The sequence below is a fragment of the Streptohalobacillus salinus genome, from assembly GCF_003201605.1.
Lineage (GTDB): Bacteria > Bacillota > Bacilli > Bacillales > Amphibacillaceae > Streptohalobacillus > Streptohalobacillus salinus.
On record NZ_QJJR01000009.1, the window covers coordinates 66,848 to 90,672 of the forward strand.

21 protein-coding genes, 1 tRNA gene, 1 other RNA gene and 1 other annotated feature are annotated in these 23,825 nt (G+C 40.5%); of the genes, 19 read left to right on the plus strand and 4 right to left on the minus strand.

The genetic code is table 11. From position 1 onward, the window contains the following. Window positions 1-48 precede the first annotated feature (48 nt). The 6 genes from DES38_RS08485 (at window position 49) to serS (ending at window position 8,045) form a co-directional block, all read left to right on the plus strand. Window positions 49-1,143, plus strand: coding sequence for an HD-GYP domain-containing protein (locus DES38_RS08485; RefSeq protein ID WP_110251686.1), 1,095 nt, complete (start codon window positions 49-51; stop codon window positions 1,141-1,143). A 430-nt stretch (window positions 1,144-1,573) separates the two neighbouring features. After that, window positions 1,574-3,046: an IMP dehydrogenase gene (guaB, locus tag DES38_RS08490; protein ID WP_110251706.1), complete on the plus strand. Its 1,473-nt coding sequence runs from the start codon at window positions 1,574-1,576 to the stop codon at window positions 3,044-3,046. 160 nt (window positions 3,047-3,206) lie between these two features. Continuing rightward, on the plus strand, window positions 3,207-4,529 hold the full coding sequence (locus DES38_RS08495) for a D-alanyl-D-alanine carboxypeptidase family protein (protein WP_245881991.1): 1,323 nt from the start codon (window positions 3,207-3,209) through the stop codon (window positions 4,527-4,529). A 392-nt stretch (window positions 4,530-4,921) separates the two neighbouring features. After that, window positions 4,922-5,806 carry a pyridoxal 5'-phosphate synthase lyase subunit PdxS gene (pdxS, locus tag DES38_RS08500; protein ID WP_110251687.1) on the plus strand — a complete coding sequence of 295 codons (885 nt, stop codon included), beginning with the start codon at window positions 4,922-4,924 and terminating at the stop codon, window positions 5,804-5,806. 24 nt (window positions 5,807-5,830) lie between these two features. Further along, window positions 5,831-6,427, plus strand: coding sequence for a pyridoxal 5'-phosphate synthase glutaminase subunit PdxT (pdxT, locus tag DES38_RS08505; protein ID WP_110251688.1), 597 nt, complete (start codon window positions 5,831-5,833; stop codon window positions 6,425-6,427). A 32-nt stretch (window positions 6,428-6,459) separates the two neighbouring features. Next, window positions 6,460-6,670: a binding site (T-box leader), on the plus strand. 100 nt (window positions 6,671-6,770) lie between these two features. Beyond that, a complete protein-coding gene (gene serS, locus DES38_RS08510) occupies window positions 6,771-8,045 on the plus strand; it encodes a serine--tRNA ligase (RefSeq protein ID WP_110251689.1) in 1,275 nt (424 codons plus the stop codon). Between the two features lie 91 nt (window positions 8,046-8,136). Here the strand turns inward: serS and DES38_RS08515 are convergent, their stop codons facing one another. Further along, on the minus strand, window positions 8,137-10,812 hold the full coding sequence (locus DES38_RS08515) for an HAD-IC family P-type ATPase (protein WP_110251690.1): 2,676 nt from the start codon (window positions 10,810-10,812) through the stop codon (window positions 8,137-8,139). Between the two features lie 304 nt (window positions 10,813-11,116). On the opposite strand from DES38_RS08515, the gene DES38_RS08520 reads away from it, so the two are divergent. Together DES38_RS08520 and proC are read left to right on the plus strand one after the other, a co-directional pair. After that, a tRNA-Ser gene (locus DES38_RS08520) sits at window positions 11,117-11,209 on the plus strand. A gap of 166 nt (window positions 11,210-11,375) precedes the next feature. Next, the gene (gene proC / locus DES38_RS08525) at window positions 11,376-12,185 is read left to right on the plus strand and encodes a pyrroline-5-carboxylate reductase (RefSeq protein ID WP_110251691.1); all 810 of its coding nucleotides are present in this window, start codon (window positions 11,376-11,378) and stop codon (window positions 12,183-12,185) included. Between the two features lie 106 nt (window positions 12,186-12,291). On the opposite strand, the gene DES38_RS08530 is transcribed toward proC, so the two are convergent. After that, entirely contained in the window at window positions 12,292-12,951 is a 660-nt protein-coding gene (locus DES38_RS08530) for a deoxynucleoside kinase (protein WP_110251692.1), read from the minus strand. Continuing rightward, on the minus strand, window positions 12,948-13,586 hold the full coding sequence (locus DES38_RS08535) for a deoxynucleoside kinase (protein WP_110251693.1): 639 nt from the start codon (window positions 13,584-13,586) through the stop codon (window positions 12,948-12,950). The genes DES38_RS08530 and DES38_RS08535 overlap by 4 nt, the downstream gene beginning before the upstream one ends. Before the next feature lie 154 nt (window positions 13,587-13,740). Between DES38_RS08535 and tadA the strand changes: the two genes are divergently transcribed. Then, on the plus strand, window positions 13,741-14,253 hold the full coding sequence (gene tadA, locus DES38_RS08540; protein WP_110251694.1) for a tRNA adenosine(34) deaminase TadA: 513 nt from the start codon (window positions 13,741-13,743) through the stop codon (window positions 14,251-14,253). A gap of 205 nt (window positions 14,254-14,458) precedes the next feature. Further along, complete coding sequence (locus DES38_RS12005) at window positions 14,459-14,626, plus strand: hypothetical protein (RefSeq protein ID WP_170114375.1); 168 nt, start codon at window positions 14,459-14,461, stop codon at window positions 14,624-14,626. A 90-nt stretch (window positions 14,627-14,716) separates the two neighbouring features. Here DES38_RS12005 and DES38_RS08545 read toward each other — a convergent pair whose 3' ends face one another. Beyond that, window positions 14,717-15,529: a MurR/RpiR family transcriptional regulator gene (locus DES38_RS08545; protein ID WP_110251695.1), complete on the minus strand. Its 813-nt coding sequence runs from the start codon at window positions 15,527-15,529 to the stop codon at window positions 14,717-14,719. A 239-nt stretch (window positions 15,530-15,768) separates the two neighbouring features. On the opposite strand from DES38_RS08545, the gene DES38_RS08550 reads away from it, so the two are divergent. The 9 genes from DES38_RS08550 to DES38_RS08590 all read left to right on the plus strand — a co-directional run bounded on the left by DES38_RS08550 (window position 15,769) and on the right by DES38_RS08590 (window position 23,406). Continuing rightward, window positions 15,769-16,599: a DUF8171 family membrane protein gene (locus tag DES38_RS08550; RefSeq protein WP_425450539.1), complete on the plus strand. Its 831-nt coding sequence runs from the start codon at window positions 15,769-15,771 to the stop codon at window positions 16,597-16,599. 1 nt (window position 16,600) lies between these two features. Further along, window positions 16,601-18,286 carry an ABC transporter ATP-binding protein gene (locus tag DES38_RS08555; RefSeq protein WP_110251697.1) on the plus strand — a complete coding sequence of 562 codons (1,686 nt, stop codon included), beginning with the start codon at window positions 16,601-16,603 and terminating at the stop codon, window positions 18,284-18,286. After that, the gene (locus tag DES38_RS08560; protein WP_110251698.1) at window positions 18,287-19,096 is read left to right on the plus strand and encodes an energy-coupling factor transporter transmembrane component T family protein; all 810 of its coding nucleotides are present in this window, start codon (window positions 18,287-18,289) and stop codon (window positions 19,094-19,096) included. A 121-nt stretch (window positions 19,097-19,217) separates the two neighbouring features. Then, window positions 19,218-19,976, plus strand: a complete 759-nt coding sequence (locus DES38_RS08565; protein ID WP_110251699.1) for a PHP domain-containing protein — start codon at window positions 19,218-19,220, stop codon at window positions 19,974-19,976. 144 nt (window positions 19,977-20,120) lie between these two features. Then, an RNA gene (gene ffs / locus DES38_RS08570) (signal recognition particle sRNA large type) lies at window positions 20,121-20,386 on the plus strand. A gap of 127 nt (window positions 20,387-20,513) precedes the next feature. Beyond that, entirely contained in the window at window positions 20,514-22,208 is a 1,695-nt protein-coding gene (dnaX, locus tag DES38_RS08575) for a DNA polymerase III subunit gamma/tau (protein ID WP_110251700.1), read from the plus strand. Between the two features lie 32 nt (window positions 22,209-22,240). Then, window positions 22,241-22,564, plus strand: coding sequence for a YbaB/EbfC family nucleoid-associated protein (locus tag DES38_RS08580; RefSeq protein WP_110251701.1), 324 nt, complete (start codon window positions 22,241-22,243; stop codon window positions 22,562-22,564). Between the two features lie 11 nt (window positions 22,565-22,575). Continuing rightward, the gene (recR, locus tag DES38_RS08585) at window positions 22,576-23,172 is read left to right on the plus strand and encodes a recombination mediator RecR (protein WP_110251702.1); all 597 of its coding nucleotides are present in this window, start codon (window positions 22,576-22,578) and stop codon (window positions 23,170-23,172) included. An 18-nt stretch (window positions 23,173-23,190) separates the two neighbouring features. Further along, window positions 23,191-23,406 carry a YaaL family protein gene (locus DES38_RS08590; protein WP_110251703.1) on the plus strand — a complete coding sequence of 72 codons (216 nt, stop codon included), beginning with the start codon at window positions 23,191-23,193 and terminating at the stop codon, window positions 23,404-23,406. Window positions 23,407-23,825 lie beyond the last annotated feature (419 nt).

The window sequence follows — 23,825 nt, forward strand, 5'->3', positions numbered from 1 at the left end:
CGATCATGTATGCTTCGTCTTCTCTAGATAAAGGTGTGTGGTCAAATCATGCGTGTGCATCCAAAACAGCTTGAACCTAAATGTGTATTGCTTCAAGATATCTATGGTAAAGGAAACTATCCGATTGTGCCTAAAAAAACGGTTTTATCGGAGACGCATATTGATGTATTGATACGTTTTAGCGTACTTGAAGTTGAAGTGGCTAAAAATTTAGCAAATGGTTTAACCTTTTTCCCACAACCGTTAGCGGAAGAAGATAAGTTGCCACAGAAAAAAACTTTAACAGAACAAGAACCGGAACCCGTTGAGTTCACCGTGCAATATCAAGAAGCAGTGAGTCAGTATCAAAAGATGTTTACTGAATGGCAAAGTGGTGTACCGCTTGATATTCATGCGGTAAGACAGTTGATCCTGCCTTTACTTGAAGAAGCAGAAGCTAACCAACTGACGATTTTATTATTGGCCTCGCGTTCGAATAAATCAGAATATATTTATCATCATAGCATTGCCATTAGTTTACTTACTGCTTTACTAGCAAAACGATTAGGTTATCAAAAGGACTGGATTCAAGTAAGTTTAGCAGCTTTTATTGCTGATAGTGGGATGGCTAAGGTGAGCCCACGAATTTTGAAGAAAGAACTTCCGTTAACCCCACCTGAAAAAGAAGAAGTAGAAAAACATCCCACTTTTTCATACCGGAATGCTCAAAACTGTCCTTCACTATCAAAAGCAGCGAAGCTAGGTGTGATTCAGCACCATGAGTATTTAGATGGCAGTGGTTATCCGCTCGGAGTGAAAGCGGATAAAATCCACCCTTATGCGAAAATGATTGCCATCACCGATAGTTATCATGCGATGACTTCTGAACGCTTTTATCGTCATAAGAAGCCATTCTTTGCGGTGATCCCAGAAATGAGACAAAAGATTAACCATCAATTTGACCCAGAATTTTTGAATGCCTTTATTCAATTGCTTGAGGAGACCATCCTTGATCAACCGGTCTATTTGACAAATGGTCAATCGGGACGAGTTGTATCCTTATCGTTAGATGATCATCCAGAAGTATTGGTACAAGTTCATGAAACACAAGATGTGATTTCAATTGCCGACCAAAACAAAGTAAAAATCGACTATTTTATTTAACAACGATAAGTCTAGTAGCTGTGGGGAACCATGCTGTTAGGCTTTTTGTTTAGTCACACGTTTTTTAGAAAGCGTGTGACACCATCAATCGCTTCCAGGTAAGCCATTGAGACAACAAGGGTTCGTTCTTTGGAAAGAAAACCGAGGGGAAATCTTGACGCGTTTACGCAAATCGAAAAAAGCTTTAATGTGCGATTGACTAACGCTATATTTGCGAGAAATAGCTTTAGTCCTATATGGCTGTAACTAAACGACTGAGTAATTAGTCAGAATTGTTTCACAATTAGCATGGTCACAAGTTTTAAAAAAAGTTACCGTTTACCATGAAAAAAGGTTGAAAAAGCAACAGTGTTGTCGTATTGTAAATAACAATAAGCGAATAGAGATAGAGAAAAAAATCATATAAAAATCTTAAGGAGGCAGTGTAATGATGAGGGAGGACAAATTTGTAAAAGAAGGGTTAACGTTTGATGATGTGTTGCTTGTACCAGGCAAGTCTGAGGTTTTGCCGCGCGACGTCTCAATAAAAACACAGTTAGCTGAGAACTTAACACTTAATATTCCGTTGATGAGCGCAGGCATGGATACTGTAACTGAAGCTGAAATGGCAATTGCAATGGCACGTCAAGGTGGCATGGGGATTATTCACAAAAACATGTCAATTGAAGAACAAGCAGAACATGTTGATCGAGTGAAGCGTTCTGAGAGTGGTGTCATTACGAATCCGTTCTTTTTAACACCAGAGAATCAAGTCTTTGATGCAGAACATTTGATGGGGAAATTCCGTATTTCCGGTGTGCCAATTGTTAATAACACAGAGGACCAAGTATTGGTTGGTATTCTTACCAACCGCGATATGCGTTTTATTGAGGATTACTCAATTTTGATTAAAGACGTGATGACGAGTGACCATTTAGTCACTGCCAATGTAGGAACCACTTTAGATGAAGCGAGCAAGATTTTACAAAAACACCGAATTGAAAAACTACCTCTTATCGATGATGCAGGTGTCTTGAAAGGGCTTATCACGATTAAAGACATTGAAAAAGTAATTGAATTCCCTAACTCAGCGAAAGATACCCAAGGACGCCTTGTTTGTGGGGCAGCTGTTGGTGTGACGGCTGATTCAATGACTCGGATCGATAAACTTGTTGAAGCAGGTATTGATGCCCTTGTGATTGATACGGCTCATGGTCATTCTAAGGGTGTCATTGATCAAGTGAAAAATGTGCGTACGAAATATCCCGAACTTGTTATTATCGCTGGTAATGTTGCAACCAAAGAGGCAACAGTTGAACTGATTGAAGCAGGTGCTTCGCTGATTAAAGTTGGTATTGGCCCGGGTTCTATTTGTACGACACGTGTCGTGGCAGGTGTTGGTGTGCCGCAAATTACAGCGGTGAATGACTGTGCCACAGCAGCAGCACTATACAACATTCCAGTTATAGCAGATGGTGGCATTAAATATTCCGGTGATATCGCCAAAGCAATGGCTGCAGGTGCACACGTGGTTATGCTGGGTAGCTTATTTGCTGGCACAACTGAAAGTCCAGGAGAAACAGAAATCTATCAAGGCCGACGCTATAAAGTATACCGTGGTATGGGCTCTGTTTCTGCAATGAAATCAGGTTCAAAAGACCGTTATTTCCAAGATACAAATGATACGAAAAAATTAGTACCTGAAGGCATTGAAGGTCGAGTGGCTTACAAAGGGCCAATGCAGGACACTGTGCATCAACTGCTAGGTGGCTTACGTGCGAGTATGGGTTACTGTGGAGCAGCTGATTTAGAGGTGTTCCGCAATGAAGCAATGTTTATTCGAATGACAGGTGCGGGTCTGCGTGAATCACATCCGCATGACGTACAAATCACCAAAGAAGCTCCAAATTATTCGGTTCAGTAAAAAAACATATATTAGTACGGGTTAGAAACAGGTGAGGATTACCTCACCTGTTTTACTTTTACATATAAAGGTATAAATTCACATCGAAAAACAGATACAAAAAGGTAGGAGTTATGGTAAAATACAAAGCGTGAGATAAAAAATTTGGGGGTAATAAACCGTGAAAGATATGATTAAAAAAGGATTTAGTGTAGCGTTTATCGCACTAATGATCAGTATACTACTACCATTAGCTGTTCAAGCTGATATTGACTTAGAAGCAGAATCAGGTATTTTGGTTGATGCCAAAACAGGAGATATTCTCTATCAAAAAAATGCGGATTTAAAATTACCACCAGCAAGTATGACGAAAATGATGACGGAGTACTTAGTGTTGGAGGCCATTGATGAAGGAACCATCACATGGGAAACAACAACAGAAATTAGCGACTATCCTTACTCGATTTCAGCAAATACAGCTTTTTCTGGCATCGGTTTAAGACAAAATAAGGCGTACACGGTGCGTGAATTGTATGAAGGCATGGCGATTATCTCAGATAACGCAACCACGATTGCTCTCGCAGAGCTTGTTGCAGGTAGCGAAGGTGAATTCGTCCAAATGATGAACACAAAAGCGGAAGCACTTGGCTTGCCTGATTATAAATTTGTGAATTCAACCGGTTTAAATAATAAAAGCTTAGGTGATAATTATCCTGAAGGAACGAACCCTGATGATGATAATCTCTTATCTGCTCGTTCAGCGGCGATGCTAGCTTATCACTTAGTTAACGATTATCCTGAAGTGTTAGAATTCTCAAGTACGATACGTTCAGAACTTGATGAGCAACCGTTAGAAAACTTAAACTGGATGTTGCCATGGAACAATGATAATTTTAGTCAGTATCAATACGAGGGCGTTGATGGCCTTAAAACAGGCTATACGTCGGAAGCCGGTTATTGTTTTACAAGTACAGCTCAACGCGGAGAAGACCGCTTTATTACCGTTGTTATGCGTACAGATAGCTATGGTGCACGTTTTCTAGAAACACAAAAGCTATTGGATCATGGATTTAATGATTTTACTGAGATGGAACTTTATCAAGCAGGTCACCGTCTCGAAGGGATGGAAACACTGGAAGTTGCTAAAGGAAAAGAAGATCAAGTAGCGATCGCGTTAGCAAATGGTTTTAGCCAAATGGTACGTGAAGGTGAAGAAGAGTTATATGACTTAACGTATACGTTAAATGAAGAGGCCTTGACCGAAGATGGCAAGATTGAAGCACCTATTGCCTCAGGGACAGTGATTGGGCAAGTGACGTTAGCTTACAAGGGTGATGTCGACTATGGAAATATCGATGAAACAAAAGATATGAAAGTGGTTGACCTTGTCACGACTGCAGATATTGAAAAAGCAAGCTGGTTTAGTTTAGTGTTATCAGCGATTGGCGATTTCTTTGTCGGTATCTACAACACGGTCGTAGATACGGTTACGGGTTGGTTCTAATTCCCCTCACCGAACAATAAACAACATACCTGAATAACATTAGCTAACTAGTGTTACTTGGGTATGTTGTTTTAAAATCGTAGGAACCTCCATTGCAAACTTGGCTATAGGTAGAGTGTCTTGACCGTCCACTTGTCCGATTTCTCTATAAGGCTAGGACACTTCCTCGAAGCAGGAAGACAGAATCAATAAAAAGTAGCCGATTTTAGTCGCTATGGCAGGAAAAACAGTCAAAAATTGTTGCTTAAGTAGGTATCATGAGATACAATGTTAGCTATCGAAATAGATTGAATTTTTTCTTTTTTACGATAAATTCAATATATATCCAATCGATATTTTATGCTATTATAGCCATTTAACTATTACACATGGCAATTCAAGGGGGAAAAGAAATGGTAAACGTAGGAACAGATCGAGTTAAACGAGGAATGGCTGAGATGCAAAAAGGTGGCGTCATTATGGACGTTATCAACGCTGAACAAGCTAAGATTGCTGAAGAAGCAGGCGCAGTTGCTGTTATGGCACTTGAACGTGTACCTTCTGATATTCGTAAAGCAGGCGGCGTTGCACGTATGGCAGACCCAACCATTGTTGAAGAAGTTATGAATGCTGTTTCAATTCCAGTGATGGCTAAAGCGCGTATTGGTCACATTGTTGAGGCCCGTGTTTTAGAATCAATGGGTGTTGATTATATTGATGAAAGTGAAGTACTCACACCTGCAGATGAGGTGTATCATTTAAATAAAAAAGATTACACGGTCCCATTTGTCTGTGGTTGCCGTGATTTAGGTGAAGCGGCCCGTCGTATTGGTGAGGGAGCATCGATGTTACGCACAAAAGGTGAACCAGGGACAGGAAACATCGTTGAAGCTGTTCGTCACATGCGTGAAGTGAATGCACAAGTACGTAAGCTGGTAACTATGTCAGTTGATGAAGTGATGACCTTCGCAAAAGAATTAGGCGCACCTTATGAAGTGCTACTTGATATTAAAGAAAATGGGCGTTTGCCAGTTGTTAACTTTGCTGCCGGTGGGATCGCAACCCCTGCAGATGCTGCTTTGATGATGCAGTTAGGTGCTGATGGTGTCTTTGTCGGTTCAGGTATCTTTAAATCAGATAATCCAGAGAAATTCGCGCGTGCGATTGTTGAAGCAACGACGCATTATGAGGATTATGAATTAATTGCTCGTGTATCAAAAGATTTAGGCGAAGCAATGAAAGGGATTGAAATCTCGACGATTCAACCGCATGAAAGAATGCAAGACCGTGGTTGGTAATTTTATAAACAAAGGAAGACAATTATGATTACTGTAGGGGTATTAGGATTACAAGGTGCGGTACGTGAGCATATCCATTCAATCGAACGGAGTGGTCACCAAGCCGTCGTCGTGAAGAAAGTTGAACAACTAAATGAAATTGATGGGTTAATTTTACCGGGTGGCGAATCAACGACCATGCGCCGTTTAATCGATAAATATGCTTTTTTAGAACCGTTACGTCAATTTGGTGAAGCGGGGAAACCTATCTTTGGTACATGTGCTGGTTTAATTTTATTAGCAAACAAAATTACGAATCAAGAAGGTTATCATTTAGGTTTAATGGACATGACGGTGACACGAAATGCCTTTGGTAGACAGAAAGAGTCATTTGAAGCGACCCTTCAAATTGAAGGGGTAGCCGATGATTACGATGCGGTTTTTATTCGCGCACCGTACATTAATGCGGTGGGTGCAGGGGTAAATGTGCTATCGACTTATCAAGGAGCAATAGTTGCAGCAGAAGAGGGACCATTTCTCTGCGCATCGTTTCACCCAGAATTAACGAAAGATGATCGTTTGGTTCAATATTTTATTAAAAAGATTGAGGAATCAAAAAAGCACTTGCAAGTTAAAGCATAGTTTTGTATGCTTTAGTTAAATTATTATAGAGCGAAGACGTTTTTAGAGGAAGTAGTATCCGAATAGCCTGTCTTTAAAGAGAGCCAATGGTTGGTGAGAATTGGTGGCAGCTTTCGGAGAATCCATCCTACGAGTGACGTGCGGTAATAAGCATGTCCGGTGATGAGCCGTTATCAAAAAAGAAGCCGGGAGATCTAGGTCTCCAACTAGGGTGGTATCGCGGGTAAAACTCTCGTCCCTGATGTATATTTGGGATGAGGGTTTTTTCTGTATACGAAAATAAACACGAACGTCTGTCGCTTAATTATCAAGCATTAAAAAAAGGATATGAGGAGTGAAAGCTGTGTTAGACATTAAGTATTTACGTCAAAACTTCGAAGAGGTCAAACAAAAATTAAACCACCGTGGTGAAGATTTATCAGACCTCGATCAATTTGAAGCGCTTGATCAATCACGTCGTGATTTGATTGCTAAAACAGAAGAATTAAAGGCAAAACGCAATGAAGTAACCAAAGAAATCGCTACCTTGAAGAAAGAAAAACAAGATGCAGAGGCCATGATTAAAGAAATGCGTGCTGTTGGCGATGAGATTAAAGCAATTGATAGCGAGTTAAGAGGGGTAGAAGAGAAGCTCGAACAATTGATGTTATCGATTCCGAACATTCCTCACGAATCCACACCGGTCGGTGAAACAGAGGATGATAATGTTGAAATTCGTAAATGGGGCGATGTGAAGGTACCTGGGTTTGAACAAATTCCTCACTGGGATTTAGCGACGCGTTTACAGATGCTTGATTTTGAACGCGCTGCAAAAGTTACCGGTAGCCGTTTTGTCTTCTATACAGGAATAGGTGCTCGCCTTGAGCGTGCCTTAATTAACTTCATGATGGATTTACATGCGGAAGAGCATGGATATAGTGAAATGTTACCCCCGTATATTGTCAATCGTCAGAGCATGACAGGTACAGGCCAGTTACCGAAATTTGAAGAAGATGCCTTTAAACTGGAGGACTGGGATTACTTCTTAGTGCCAACAGCAGAAGTCCCGGTAACGAACTATTATCGTGATGACATTTTGACTGCTGAACAATTACCACAGAAATTTGTCGCCTATAGTGCGTCTTTCCGCTCTGAAGCAGGTTCAGCTGGTCGTGATACCCGTGGATTGATTCGTCAACATCAATTTAATAAAGTTGAGTTAGTCCAGTTTGTTAAACCAGAAGAATCATATGACCGCTTAGAAGAGTTGACCTCTCATGCAGAGAAGGTCTTACAATTACTTGAACTTCCTTATCGTGTGCTCAGCATGTGTACGGCTGATTTAGGTTTTACCGCAGCGAAGAAATATGACATTGAAGTCTGGATGCCAAGTAATGCTACGTACCGTGAAATATCTTCTTGTTCAAACTTTGAAGATTTCCAAGCACGTCGAAGTGGCATTCGTTTCCGCCGCGAAGAGAAGGCGAAATTAGAATTTGTTCATACCTTAAATGGTTCAGGCCTTGCGGTAGGAAGAACAGTGGCAGCCATTATTGAAAATCATCAAAACGAAGATGGCTCCATCACGATTCCGGAAGTACTGCGCCCGTATATGGGTAATCGTACCGTCATTAAGTAATCCATCATCAACCAGAAAACGAAACAACAGGTGGGTCAGACACAGCACTGTGTCTGACCCACCTGTTTAAATTTCTTGATCACTAGACGAATTAAGCGGTGTCTGTTGTCATTTTTAAGCGAATAAATTTGTGAATCTCGGTAATGAGTAAAACAATGAAACCAACAGCAATTGCAATGCCCCATTCAAGCATACTTAATCCTTCAGTATAGAAATAGCGTTGCATGAAAGGCACATAAGTGAGTAACAGCTGTAACCCAATCATAATTCCGATGATGAGAAAAGCTTTCTTATTGGTAAAGAATTCTTTAGAGAAAGCCAAGGCTGTAGTTCTAATGTTAAACAAGTAAAAGATTTTACTCATTACCATAATGTTAACGACCATGGTACTGGCAATTTGTTGACTGGCACCGTAGTCGATTAACCAGTCATAGGCAATTAAACTAAAACCAGCCATAAGAATGGATACATAAGCAATTTGGACAGCTTCACGTTTACTAATTAATGAAAAACGTGTATTTCTTGGCGGGCGTTCCATAATGTTCTTCTCAGCGGGTTCAAAAATAAAAGCAAATTGAATGGTAATGGCAGAAACCATGTTAATCCAAAGCATTTGCGTTGCTTGTAAAGGAAGATCGCGTTGTAGCAGTAAAGTAAAGGCGATAATTGACCCTTCTGCGAACGATGTTGGTAACAAGTAAAGAATACTCTTCTTAATGTTGTCATAGATCCGACGCCCCTCATGGATGGCTGTCTCCATCGTTGAAAAATCATCGTTTGCTAACACCATATCAGCAGAATCTTTTGAAACATCGGTTCCTTTTTGCCCCATCGCAACACCGATGTCAGCCATTTTTAAAGCAGGTGCATCATTGACCCCATCGCCGACCATTGCTGTGACTTTACCGCTCTTTTGATAAGCTTCAATGATTTTTAGTTTGTTTTCAGGAGTTGTTCGGGCAAAGACATGGTAGTCATTAATTTTTTCTGCTAGTTCATCCGCACTCATTTCATCTAGTTCAATACCTGTGATGGCGTGTACTTCATCGGCAAGACCTAAATGATCGGCAATTGCTTTTGCGGTGCTCGGATGGTCACCGGTAATCATTTTCACTTCGACACCGGCGTGCCGCATTGTTTTAATTGCTGCGATTACTTCTTCACGCGGTGGATCAATAATCCCAACGATACCGAGAAACTCAACCCCTGACGCTAAATCTTCATGTGTCAGTTCGGTCTGATTGCTGTCAGCGGTCTTCTTCGCCACGGCAATTACACGTTTTCCCTTACTAGAGAGGTCGTCAACTTTTTCTTTCCAGTAGGTAAGATCAAAGTCACTATTGTGTTCTGCCATCTCAAAGAGTTTATCAGGCGAACCTTTAATAAAGATGTTCACGGCTTGTGATTGCTGATGTTGAGAGAGTGAAGCAACATATCGGTAATCCGAGTCAAATGGAATGCGACTGAGTTCTTCATAATCAGAAGTGCCGGATTGATGATATTTTCGATACATTGTTAAAAAGGCCCCATCCGTCGGCTCACCGTTTAAAACCCATTCATCATCTTCTTGGTTAAGTTCTGATTCATTGGCTTGATACCCAGCTTGTATGAGCGCATCTAATGCTGAATCTGAGCCATGTTCAACAGGTTGATCATTGAGAAGAACGGCACCCTCGGGCGCATAACCTACTCCGGAAATACTGTATTGATTTGATTTGGTCATAATGGTTTGTGCGGTCATTTCATTTTTGGTTAAGGTTCCTGTTTTATCTGTTGCGATAATATCGACAGAACCTAAGGTTTCAACTGAAGGTAGTGTTTTTACAATCGTATTTTTCCGTTTGGCCATGTCACTTACTCCCATGGCTAGGACTACAGAAGTTGTCGCGGGCAAACCTTCAGGCACGGAGCCGACAATCATGGTGATGACAGCAAGAGATAGCACCGGTAAGGTGTAAATGTTAAAGATAAAGCCAAAAACAAATAGCAATAAGGCAAAGCCAAGGATTACATAAGAAATGCCGGTTCCTAGCTTATCAATTTCTTTCATTAATGGTGTTTTCTTGGACGATTGTTGGCTGACCGATTCACTGATTTTACCGATTTCAGTTGCTTCTGCGGTAGCGACGACTACACCTGTGGCGTTACCGTTAGTGACCGAAGTCGAGGCAAAGACCATGTTATGTTGGTCGCCGGTAGATACTTTTTCGGAAATGGCCGCTGTCGATTTATTGACGGACCCCGATTCGCCGGTTAAAGAAGATTCCTGGACCTTTAAGCGGTCGGTATCGATGATACGTAAATCAGCTGGAATGTTATCGCCGGCTTCGATATAGACCAGATCCCCTTTAACGACTTCTTCCGCGGGAACTTCAAGACGTTTTTGGTCGCGGATAACAGTCGCATGGGTGGATAACATCTCTTTAATTTTTTCTAATGCATTGGAAGCATTTACTTCCTGGTAATAACCAATCAATGTGTTGGCAACAATCACGAGTCCAATCACCACCGCATCGGAGTAGTGCCCCATCCAAACGGTGAGCACAACAGCAGCAAATAATATATAAATGACAACATTATTGAGTTGCCGGAAGAAAATGACCCACTTTGATGTTTTCTCTTGTTGCAGTTCATTTAAGCCATCGCGCGCTAAGCGGTCACTTGCTTCTTCAGAGGATAACCCTTTGGTTAAATCGGTATCAAATCTCTCTTTAATTTCTGTTTCATTTAATTGATAAAAGTATTTGTTTTCCCTTTCGGTTTCCATATCTACGTCTCCTTATTTCAAAAGATTCGGTCTGCATTGCTTTTACTAAAAGCCCTTTGGGCGAGATTTTTATTAAAAAAATAATGAGCAAAGCATTTATAGTAATTGTCTTTATAGTCTTCCACATATCCATGATGGTTAAACCATAACAACTAGAAGAGAACGAAAGTCATTGGCTATGTGTTGTTTTAGCATAAATGGCAAGCCAGAATGAAAAGTTCTTGCATAAAAAAATAAAAAAATTCAATAAGACTATTGACACTTAAATGTGGGTTTGATAAGATATAACTTGTCGTCAGATTACGGAGGAATACCCAAGTCCGGCTGAAGGGATCGGTCTTGAAAACCGACAGGGGCTTCACGGCTCGCGGGGGTTCGAATCCCTCTTCCTCCGCCATATTATTCAACTTATACGACGATATAAATGAAGCACTTAGTCATACTGACTAGGTGCTTTTTTAGTATGGATAGAGACAAAACAAACGGAAGAATGATCAGAATAGTTAGACAATGACGTGTAGACAAGCTAAACTATAGAGGGACAATACCTGGGAGGGATAACGATGAAGATAGCATTTATAGGCGCAGGGCAAATGGCTGAAGCGATCATTAGTGGACTAGTCGAAAAAGAAGAGGTTCAAGCACAAGCAATTTATGCAACGAATAAACATGATCCCGAGCAATTACAACGACTAACAGATACATACGGCATTAAAACAAGTGAGGATGTCAAAGAAGCAGTATCCGAAAGTGATGTTGTTATCATTGCGGTTAAACCAAAAGATAAGGATGCAGCACTATCGGAAATAAAAGCGTTGCTTCCGCAATCTACATTAGTTATTTCTGTGATGGCCGGCGTGCCAACGGCAACCATTGAGGCACAGTTAAATGCGGGGGTTAAGGTGATTCGGACGATGCCAAATACGAGTGCGAAAATTGGACTTGGGGCCACGGCACTTGCTCGCGGTCGCTTTGCAGATGACGCGTCGATTGATACAGCGGCCTTTATTTTCAATGCGGTCGGAATTACTGAAGAAATTGCAGAAAAAGATATGCATGCAATCACGGCGGTAAGTGGTAGTGGTCCCGCATACTTCTATTACATGGTTGAAGCCATGATGGAAGAAGCCGTTGCTTTAGGTTTAAGTGAAACGGTTAGTGAAGCCTTTATTTATCAAACGATATTAGGAGCCAGTCATATGTTACAAGAAATAGACCTACCACCTGCAGTATTAAGAGAAAACATTACCAGCCCGAACGGCACAACAGAAGCGGGTTTAAAAGCGCTTGATCAATTAAAGGTAAAACAAGCGATTAGACAAGCCGTTAAAGCAGCTCATGATCGTTCAATTACCCTTGGTAAAGGTGAGTGAAGGACACCAAAGCGTGATCAAGCACTAAGGATCTTAGTGGCAACATGACAATACGAGTTAAAAATCCCCTGCCTTTTCGTCAAGATAAAAGGCAGGGGATTTTAAGTTAATAACGGGAATGATTAATAAAATGACCGATTTTTTCTAATATCGGTTCAATGGAGGTATTTTCATCAACGAGATCATAATCATTAATGTTAATCCGTAAAATCGGGCATGAATTGAAGCTGTTGATCCAGTTTTCATAGCGTCCGTGCATTTCTTCCCAGTAGGCAATAGGTGTTTCTTGTTCCATCGGACGTCCACGTTCTTTAATACGGTCAACCACATCGTCTAGCGTGCCCTCTAAGTAGACAAGCAAGTGCGGATGTGGGAAATAAGGAGTCATAACCATCGCATCGAAAAGATTGCGATAGGTTTCATAATCCGTCGGTGTCATGGTTCCTTTTTCGTGATGCATTTTCGCAAAGATACCAGTATCTTCGTAAATTGAGCGGTCTTGTATGAACCCACCGCCATATTCAAAAATACGTTTCTGTTCCTTAAAGCGTTCAGCTAAGAAGTAGACTTGTAAGTGGAAGCTCCATCGTTCAAAGTCTTTATAAAATTTATCTAAATACGGATTGGTATCGACTTTTTCCAGCGAGGTACGAAAGTCAAGTGCCTCTGCTAGCGCATGAGTCATCGTTGATTTACCAACGCCAACTGTCCCGGCAATAGTAATGACAGCGTCATGGGGAATGTTGTATTTTTCTCTTAAATTCATTGTGGCTGTACTCCTTTGATGTAGGGTTTAATTAGGGCAAAGATTTGTTCCAAGTCATCTTGATGTTTAATGAAGTCAAGTTCATCACCGTCAATGCGAATCACTGGGATGTCAGGATGATTCGTTTCAAAGTGATCCATAAAGGTATGATAATCTTCACGCAATTGTTTGAGATAACTTGCTTTAATGTTCTCCTCTACACGCCGACCGCGATGTTCGATTCGTGCCATTAGTGTTTCTAGTGAAGCATCTAAATAGACCATCACATTAGGTAGAGGCATATCATCGGTTAAGGTATGATAAATTTGTTGATACTTGTTTAGTTGGGTGTTTTTCAAGGTGCGTTTTGCAAAGATCATATTTTTCATGATGTGATAATCACTGACTACTGGCTTGTTGGTTTGTAAATAATCTTTTTCAATGTCTTCTAGTTGTTTATATCGATTACATAAGAAGAACATTTCCGTTTGAAAACTCCATGCGTCTATATCGTCATAAAACTTACCTAAGAAAGGATTCTCTTCGACAATTTCTTTTAGCAAGTGGAAATGAAAGTGTTCGGATATTTTTTTCGATAGCGAAGTTTTTCCTACGCCAATCGGACCTTCAACAGCAATGAAAGGGACCTGTTCCATATTGTTTCCTCCTATTTATAGTTGCACTCTAAATTTCAGCAAAGACTATTTTAACATACTATACGAAGAATGCGAGAAAGATCGAGTAAAAAATGCAGCCGCCCGCTAAAAACATGTTAAACTAAAAAGATAGTAAGCGATTGAGGTGAAGAATATGCCAGAAAAAAATGATCACTATTATATGCAATTAGCAATTCAAGAAGCATTAAAGGCACAACAAATTGGTGAAGTTCCGATCGGGGCTGTGCTTGTTTGTCAGGATGAAGTTGTAGCAACCAGTTTTAATTTAAGAGAGACGTTACAGACAACGGCTTCTCATGCGGAAATGTTAGTGATTGATAAAGGCAATGACCATTTTAACAGTTGGCGGTTAGAGCACTGTACGTTGTACGTTACACTAGAACCGTGTCAAATGTGCGCGGGAGCCATCGTCCAAGCGCGTCTGAAGCGAGTCGTATTCGGCGCTTTTGATCAAAAAGCCGGTTGTGCGGGTTCCTTGATGAATCTATTAGAAGATGAACGCTTTAATCATCAAGTTGAAGTGAGAAGTGGTGTAGAAGAAGCAATCTGTGGTCAGTTGTTGTCTGATTTTTTTAGATCATTACGTCAAAAGAAAAAGGCCTTGAAGGAAAAGAACAGAGATGAACAATCGCAACCAGCGGAGTAGCCACGATTAAAAGCCGACTGTCGTGCTAACAGCGTCACTCGGATGTTTAGCTTGTGTCATAATCGCTTAGCAAAACATGTTTTTATCATTCCAAGAAGGGGTGTAAAATAGTCCTCGAGAGAACCCCATTTTGCGGATGAAAAGAGAGTGTGTCGTATCATCAAGGTACACAACCAAATACAGATTAGAAAAAGGACGCTTTCTCATGAGGGAAATCATATCAGATATCATTACAGTGTTACGGGTAACGACCGTCTTAATTCGCGATGAGCCACAATTGAAATTTTACATATTTAAAACCATGTCAGAAGCGTTAGGAGACATGCTGGTAGAAATTGATCAGACCGTGAAACAGAACCGAAATGTTGTTTGATGAAGATAGTTTTGGCTACTTGGTTAAAGCAGACTGTGTGTGAGAAGCTAGCGTTTAACCAACACAACCTCGTGCGACTTCTACGCGCGATTAACGTGGTAAGAATGCCTTTAATTCTGATCTTAGCTCGACTAAAGCCTCGGCTGTTGTCTCAGCTGTTGTTTCTTTTATTAATGCCTCTATTAAACGCTCGATCAGATACGTCGGCCCAATCATCGAGTGAAATTCATTTGGCTTCCCGCGATCGGTAAGAAATATAAGCAGTGCCGGGTATTGGTCCGCTAAATTGTCTTGGTCAGTTAAGGCGATGGTCTTTATTCGCTTTTTTTCAGTGACGTGTAATAATGCTTTTGTTTCATTGATCAACCTTGCGAAGCTAAAAAAAATCACGGTATCGGTTGGCTTTAAATGCAGCAACGTCTCCATTAGTTCACTGCCCCCTTCGGTGTGAAGTTTGACAGGAACTGCTAAGCGACGTAAACGATAGAACAATAATTCGCTTAATCCTTTAGTGACTCCAAAACTAAAAATATGGACGGTATCGGCTTGCTTGATTAGGGTAACGAAGCGGCTCACGTACGCAGGTGCAAGACTTGTTTCTGTTTTGTATAAATAATCAAGCAACTTTTGAAACCTCATCGGTGCTTTCGATGAGGTTTCTTTTGCATGCTGTAACTTATTTTGTGGTAGTGGAGAAAGCTTGTGAATATGCGCTTGTTTAAATGCTTTGTAGTTTCTGTAACCAAGCATTTTAAAAAAGCGTGATACTGTTGCGTTACTTATCTTTAAGGCATCAGCAATTTCTTCTTCCGTTTTAAAAAGGGCTTGTTGGGCCTGTCTATTAAAATAGTCGGCGATTTTCGTTTGATTCGGTGTTAAGTTTTTTGTTGGGAAGTTAAACATTTTTTTCGCTCCTTATTGTATCGGTGTGTGTGCCGTCATTATAGCAAATACAGCACAGTAAAAAACGCGAATGTAAGAAAATTTACATAATGTTTAAAGATGCACAATACTTTACAGCGTCTTTACACTACTAACATACTGCCTTCATTTCATACCGGTACACTTAACGTATCACTTAATTAAAGGAGCTGTTTTACTTGAATACACATACACGCTTTACTTTAACAGAGTCGCAGAAAATGATGGTTTTTATTTTGTCGATGTCGCTTTACGGACTATCCAACATGATAACCGAACTTATTCCGAAGTTTTACTTAGGGCCGATTGAATTTTCTGTCGAGTACTTTGCGTTCATTCCTCTTAGCTTAGCAATGATTTTCCACCCCTTGTACGCCGCCATTGGTGCAAGTTTAGGCGAGGTGATTTTCGGTGAGATTATGCTAGGTCAGTTTGGTGGGATTGGTGAGTTAGAGAAGTTTATCGCCTTTTCACTGGCGATTTTTATTGCTGGCGTTATCGTGCGTAATCCAGAAAATAAAAAACAAGTCGCTCTTGGTGCGATGGCGGGTGTGATTATTCATCAATTCATTAGTATGAGTGTTGACATTTTAAAAGTGTGGGTCGGGGTTGAAGAATTAGATGCGGTCGAAGGTTTGGCAGAAAGTGTTGTCGTTATTGAAGGTATTGCCTTTTTAAACGACGTACTTTTTTCAGGCATTCTGTTTGCTTTACTCCCCACGCTTTACCTTGTGCCAAGACTCTACGGTAAGATTGAACCTTTGTTAGGGATGAAGCCACGAAAGAATGATTTACAACTTGGTTTATCAGAAATTATTACCGTGCCGTTTATATTAGCGGTTGTTGTGCTGGGCAGTTTAAGTTTCTTATTTGAATACTTATCAGAAACGACGTTTGGTTGGGAGTGGGAAGCGCCACTCGTTGATCGTTTTGGTGAATGGATTGTCTTTCCCGTGATGGTCGTACCAGTGATTATCGCCCTCAGTGTTATCATCTTTTTGGTTAAACGTAAAGGACGAAAAGATACTGACGGTTACTCGGAGGTTGTTTAACATGACCCACCAAATTACGATGACAGACGTTACCTTCACTTATCCAGGACAATCACGTCCGCAGCTTAAACATGTGACGCTATCGATTAAACAAGGGGCATTTGTGGCGATTATGGGTGGAAACGGTAGTGGGAAAAGCACGCTCTGTAAATGCTTGAATGGCCTTATTCCTCATTACTATGTGGGAGACTATACGGGAAAGACCACGATTAATAGCCATGATACAACAGAAGTGTCGGTGTCGGCGTTATCTAAACACGTTGGTTATGTGTATCAGGACTTTGAAAATCAACTCGTGAGTCCAAGGGTGTTAGATGATGCCTGTTTTGCACCGCTACACTTTGGACTGAGCGACTTTAAAGCTCGAGGAGAAAGAGCGCTTGAACTTATGGCGATTGATCATTTAAAAGACCGTTACATTTGGCAACTCAGTGGTGGACAAAAGCATTTACTAGCTTTGAGCGGGATCCTAAGTTTAAACCCGGATATTATCATTGTTGATGAACCTGTCAGTCAACTGGATCCCTTTCATGCCGAAGTCATCTATAAACAATTAAAAGCGCTGCATCAACAAGGGAAAACAGTTATTGTGATTGAGCACCATGCCTCTTTTGTTGCTCGTTATGCTGAAGAAGTCATTTTAATGAGTGAAGGGGAGCTACTCACTCATACATCGGTACGGGAAGCGTTAGAAAATGATGCAGTACTTTCACAAGCTGGCGTTTATCCACCGGAAGTAACAATGATGGCGCGAAAGATGAAGAGGCATGATCATCCTTTGCCACTAACGATTGATGAAGCGGAACGTTATTTTAGACCATTATTAAAACAAACAGAAGAGAATCAAGTTGAAAGCATGCCGACCGTGAATAAAAATGCGGCTGTTCAGTTAAAGGGTGTATCGTTTCACTATCAGTCTCTTGAAAAAACAACACATCAAGTATTTGACCAGCTTGATCTCAGCCTCTATCAAGGGGAACGCGTGGCATTAATCGGTAATAATGGGGCAGGGAAATCCAGTTTAATGAAGCTGTTGACTGGCCAATTTAAACCAAAAACTGGCCAAATTAAGATATTTAACGAAGATATCAATAAACAGTCGCCTGAACAACTAGCCGAGTACGTGACATACATTCATCAAAATCCGGAACATATGTTCATTGACGATAGTGTAGAAAAAGATATCGGCTACTTTTTAAAGATGAGACATACACCAAATTTAGACCAACGTGTAGCTACATTATTAGAACGCTTTGACTTAACCTCACTTAAATCGCGTGATGCGAGACTACTTAGCGGAGGGCAGATGCGGCGTACGTCATTAGCGATTGGTGAAGGGACGTCGCCAAGGTTATTGTTGCTGGATGAACCAACAGCTACACTTGATATGGTCGCAAAACAACATGTGAAGCGGCTCATGCAAAATCAGACAGGTGAAGAAAAAACAATTGTGATGGCAACGCATGATGTGTCTCTCGTGTTTGATTGGGCCACTCGTGTCATCGTTTTAAATAATGGACAGATTATATTCGACGGGGTGCCGGAACAACTAGTGGATGATTATCATGTCTTAAATAAAGCAGGGATTATTCTTCCAGAAGTCGTGGAATTGTCTCGGCGACTTGAATTGCCATTAATGAAAAACCAACAAATGTTTATCGACTGTCTACAAGATGAGGTGATATAAATGGATATGGTAAAAACATTGACAGATAAACTGTCGATCGAACAAGTCAAAATTGAAATTTTAAATACAGCTTATGGCTACCACCAAACTTTTTTACAACGTTTAGATCCTCGGACGCTATTCTTATGGTATTTAGTGTTTGGGGTTGTACCGTTTTTTATCCACCAAACCTCGGTCTTGATTGGATTGGCACTTTTTCTCATCGTATTAACGGCAATGGCTAAGGTTAGCCCGCTAATTATTTTTATTTTAACCCTCGGGTTACTCACTCAAGGTGGGTCGTATTTAATTGTCGGGTTGTTTTTCGGAGGAGAAGTAACGGCGATGTTGCCACTGTTAAAACTCACCCTGAAATTATCAGTCATTTCAATGGCGAGTATCGTTGTGTTTTGTTCAATGTCACCGGAGAAATTGAGTGATGGCCTGTTAAAAATTGGCGTCCCAGGTCAAGTGTCATTTAGTATTGGTTATGCGTACCGGATGTTGCCAACGTTAGTTGAAGAATACCATCATATCTTTTTATCGTACCGGTTACGTGGAAAAGCACCAGTAAAGAAAGGGCTATTTTATAGTAGACAGCTCTTCTATTATATAAAACTATTAATTAAGTCATTTTATCCGCTGATGTTGTCTGTTGCAAAACGTTCGCGGACGATGGTAGAGGCTCTTGAATCAAAGGGGAGCTTATACGGATTTAATCATCCAAAGGTGAAACAGTTAAAACTTCAACATTTAAAAATTAAGCGACGAGATGTGCTGTTCTTTGGCTTAAGTATCAGTTACTTCATTATCTTGATCGGGATCAGTTAGCGAATACTTAGGTCGCATATCCTTCTGGGAAGCGAAAAATAATTGCAGTAACCGAGTACGCGCTATAAGAAATCAATACATGTTAAAAATGACAAAATATTAAACAAAGGACGTGTCCCATATGCATATAGATTTTCATAGCCATGTAAAAATATCAAAAAAATCAGCCTTTCAACCGGATTACTTTGAACAAATGATTGAGGAGGCGAAGTTAAACGGCCTTGACGCCATTTGTTTAACCGAACATTTTAATACGATTCGTTTCTTTGATGTATATGATTACTTAGATGCGCATTATCGTTACATCGATGACTATTATGATGTAAACGGATTTAAAGTCTTCCCGGGGATGGAGGTCGATGTAAAAGAAGGGGGACATACACTGGTTATTGGTCAACGTCAATCGATTCGGACGATGAGGGAACAGTTAAATCCTTATACAACAAAGGATAACTTCATTTCCATTGATCAATTAAATGAATGGGTAAAAGTAAACAACTGTTTATTTATTGGCGCGCATTTCTACCGTGAATCAACACCACTGATTCATTTAACGGATCAACAACTACACTATTTCGACGCATTGGATTTAAATGGGAAAGACCTGTTTAGTTATGATATGACAAGTTACCAAGAGAAATTAACTGAAGTGGCGGATCGGTTAAACTTACCGATCGTTGGGGGGAGTGATACCCACCATTTTCTCCAGTACGGGGTTATTTATAATACGCTCAACAATGTTGTCACCATCGAAGCGTTAAAAGAAGCGGTCATTAATCATCAGGTGAAAGTAACGATTGATCCAAGTTTGCCTGTACGTGTCAAAGGCGCGACAGTTGCTAAGAAGTATTTAAAACGTTTGGTCGAAGTTACGGTTTAATAGCATTCAGGGGAGACTCACGGGTGATGGTGAGTCTTTTTGGCTTTCGTTTAAGGAGAAAGGATAAGTCAGATAATTCACCTGGTACAGACTTACGAGAGGAATGATTGCATTTTTTCTTAAAACACGTTATACTAAGTTTTGCCGTGCTAGGTGGGGAGGTAGCGGTGCCCTGTACTCGCAATCCGCTGTAGCGAGACTGAACTCCCATCCGAGGTGCATATTTTTAAGGTCTGCCATAAAGAATTGGTGTTGACGTTTGGGTCCTGCGCAACGGGAACCTGTGAACCTTGTCAGATCCGGAAGGAAGCAGCAATAAGCAGTGACCTCTCGTGTGCCGCAGGGAAGCCTGGACTGAGCCATGAATTTATGTAACGCTTGGGGTTATGTTATCGAAGATGGGTGCACGGTTACATAATATGAAAATCTCTTACGACAACGTAAGGGATTTTTTAATAGCCAATTTTAGATGCATCGATGCAAGTCTTACGTTATAATAGAGAAGAATTCCGACCAAGAGAGGATACGGTTACTACCATGAGTTATCAAGCCCTTTATCGTGTATGGCGCCCACAATCTTTTGAGGATGTGGTCGGACAATCACATATCACGCGAACGTTACAAAATGCATTAGTGGAAGATAAATTTTCACATGCTTATTTATTCTCAGGCCCTAGAGGAACAGGAAAGACAAGTGCAGCGAAAATATTCGCGAAGGCGATTAACTGTGAACAAGCACCTGTAAGAGAGCCCTGCGGTGAGTGTGACCGTTGTAAAGGTATCCAGTCAGGAGCTATTCCTGATGTGATGGAAATTGATGCTGCCTCAAATAATGGTGTTGAACAGATTCGCGACATTCGTGATAAAGTTAAATACGCACCGACTTCTGTGCCTTATAAAGTCTACATTATTGATGAGGTGCATATGTTGTCGATGGGTGCGTTTAATGCGTTGCTTAAAACATTAGAAGAACCACCTCAACATGTTATTTTCATTTTAGCGACAACTGAACCGCATAAAATACCGTTGACGATTATTTCACGTTGTCAGCGCTTTGATTTTAAGCGAATTACGCAAAAAGCATTAATTGGTCGCATGAAGGATATCATGGAAAAAGAAGCCATTTCGGTTACAGATGATGCCTATCATCAAATTGCTTTAGCGGCTGAAGGCGGTATGCGTGATGCGCTGAGTTTACTTGACCAAGCAATTTCTTATAGTGAAGATGAAGTCATTCTTGACGATGTGCTTGCCATAACTGGTTCAGTTTCACAAGCACGTTTGTCGGCGTTAGTTACGGCGCTTGCTGAAAAAGAAGTAAGCACAGGGTTACAACTTGTTGATGCTTTTATCCAAGAAGGAAAAGATCCTGGGCGAATGGTGCATGACCTCATCTATTTCTTAAGAGATATTTTACTGTATAAGAGCTCAACGCAACTTGTTGATCAAATGGAGCGTGCACGTGTTGATACCTCATTTGAAGGTTTGGTTGATCAATTGGATGCGCATTGGATCCAAGCGGCGATAGGAGAGTTTAATCACTGTCAACAAGAAATGAAATGGACGACCAGTCCCAAGGTCTTTATTGAAATTAGTGTCTTGAAGCTCACCGAAACAAAACAAACACAAACAGCAGTTTCAGATGAACAAGTTTTGCAGTTAACAGAAAAGCTTGGTAAACTAGAAAAAGAGTTACGCTTACTAAAAGAACAAGGCATTAAAGCGACAGAACAAGCACCGCAACAGACAAAACGAAAACGACCAGTGACATCGAAAAACAGCTATAAAGTGCCGTTTGAGCGGATAAGAATGGTGTTGGAGAAGGCAGATAAAGACTCTTTAAAAGCGATTCATCAACAATGGCCAAACTTTATGCAGACGATCAAACAAAAGAGTGCCCCTGCGCATGCGACAATCGTTGATGCAAAACCGGCAGCTGCTTCTTCTGATACATTGGTATTAGCGTTCAAGTTTGAAATTCATTGTTCGTTAGCTCTCGATCATCAACAATTAATCGAGGATGCTTTACTTGAACTTTTAGGTCACAAGGTAACGTTCTTGCCGATTCCGGAAACAGAGTGGTTACCACTTCGTCAAACATTTATTGATGAGCAAAAACAGCGTTCAAAAGATGATGGGACGAGTGAAGAGACAGAAGATGAAGGTGATCCAGTTGTTGAGGAAGCCCGCAAATTAGTTGGTGACGCGTTATTAGAAATACATGAAGAATAAACAGGAAGATAAAATTCGAGGAGGAATTACAGATGCGTGGAAATGGTGGAAATATGCAAAAGATGATGAAACAAATGCAAAAAATGCAAAAAGATATGATGAAAGCTCAAGATGAACTACAAGAAATGAGTTTTGAAGCAACAGCTGGTGGCGGTATGGTTAAAGTTGTAGCAAATGGTAAAAAAGAAATTATTGATGTAGAGATTAATGAAGAGGTTGTTGATCCAGATGACGTAGATATGCTTCAAGACTTAATTATTGCAGCTACGAATGAAGTGCTAAATAAAGTGGATGAAGTATCAAATGAGAAGATGGGTAAATTCACACAAGGTATGAATCTCCCGGGTATGTTCTAAGGAGGCCAATGATGTATTATCCTGAACCAATTTCAAAGCTGATTGACAGCTTTACAAAGTTGCCAGGAATCGGACCGAAGACAGCGGTTCGCCTGGCGTTTTTTGTTTTAAATATGAAAGAGGATGATGTGCTTGATTTTGCGAAAGCATTAGTGAGTGCAAAGCGCGAGCTTACACACTGTAGTGTTTGTGGTCATATCACTGATCAAGACCCATGTCAGATTTGTACCGACGCTTCACGTGATGACAGCGTGATATGTGTGGTTGAAGATCCTAAAGATGTTATCGCTATGGAGAAAATGCGAGAATTTAATGGACGTTATCATGTCTTACACGGTTCAATTTCACCAATGGACGGGATTGGTCCCGAGGATATTAATGTGCCAGACCTAATTAATCGTTTGAAAGATGATAAAGTAAAAGAAATCATTCTTGCGACAAACCCCAATGTTGAAGGGGAAGCAACAGCGATGTATATTTCCAGGTTAGTGAAACCTTCAGGTATTCGTATTACCCGCATTGCGCATGGGTTACCGATGGGCGGCGATTTGGAATATGCCGATGAAGTCACTTTATCAAAAGCGATGGAAGGTAGACGTGAATTATAATTTGAGGACGTGGTGAAGATGGCGTTTGGCGCGAATAAAAAGAAACAAGCGCTACAAGAACAACTGCTTACGGATATTTATCAATTACAAGATGAATGGATGCAAGTGAAATCTGTTCTTGAGAAAAGCGTAGATCCTTCGATTGAAGGAGAATATGAATTAAAAGTTGCCGAAGCAAAATATTTCTTCCTATTAAGAGAAGCTCGGCGATTACATTTAAACGCACATGGTTAATGCCATATGCGTTTAATTTTTTAGCATCGAATAAACAGGTACAGTTTTACAAAGGATTAAAAAAGATTCAAAAAACGTAATAAAATACGTTTATAATTGTGAATGAAGGGTAAATAAAGTAAGTAGCCAAGATGAGCGAAGCATTGAATAAAGTTTTTTAAATTCATCCTTGCGTTGAACTTGTCGGCTATGGTATATTAATTGGGCAGCATTTTTCGAGAGCAAAACAACATAATAAGTATTTCAAAAAGTTGTTGACTTTGAAATTGTCTGCGTGATATAATATAGAAGTTGTCGAGAAAACAAACGGCAACATATTGATCTTTGAAAACTGAACAAAACACACAGTATGTTAAGAAAAACAAGTAAGTAAAGCTAGTGCTTTAACCAGAGTTATTATGACTCTTTCAATTATATTG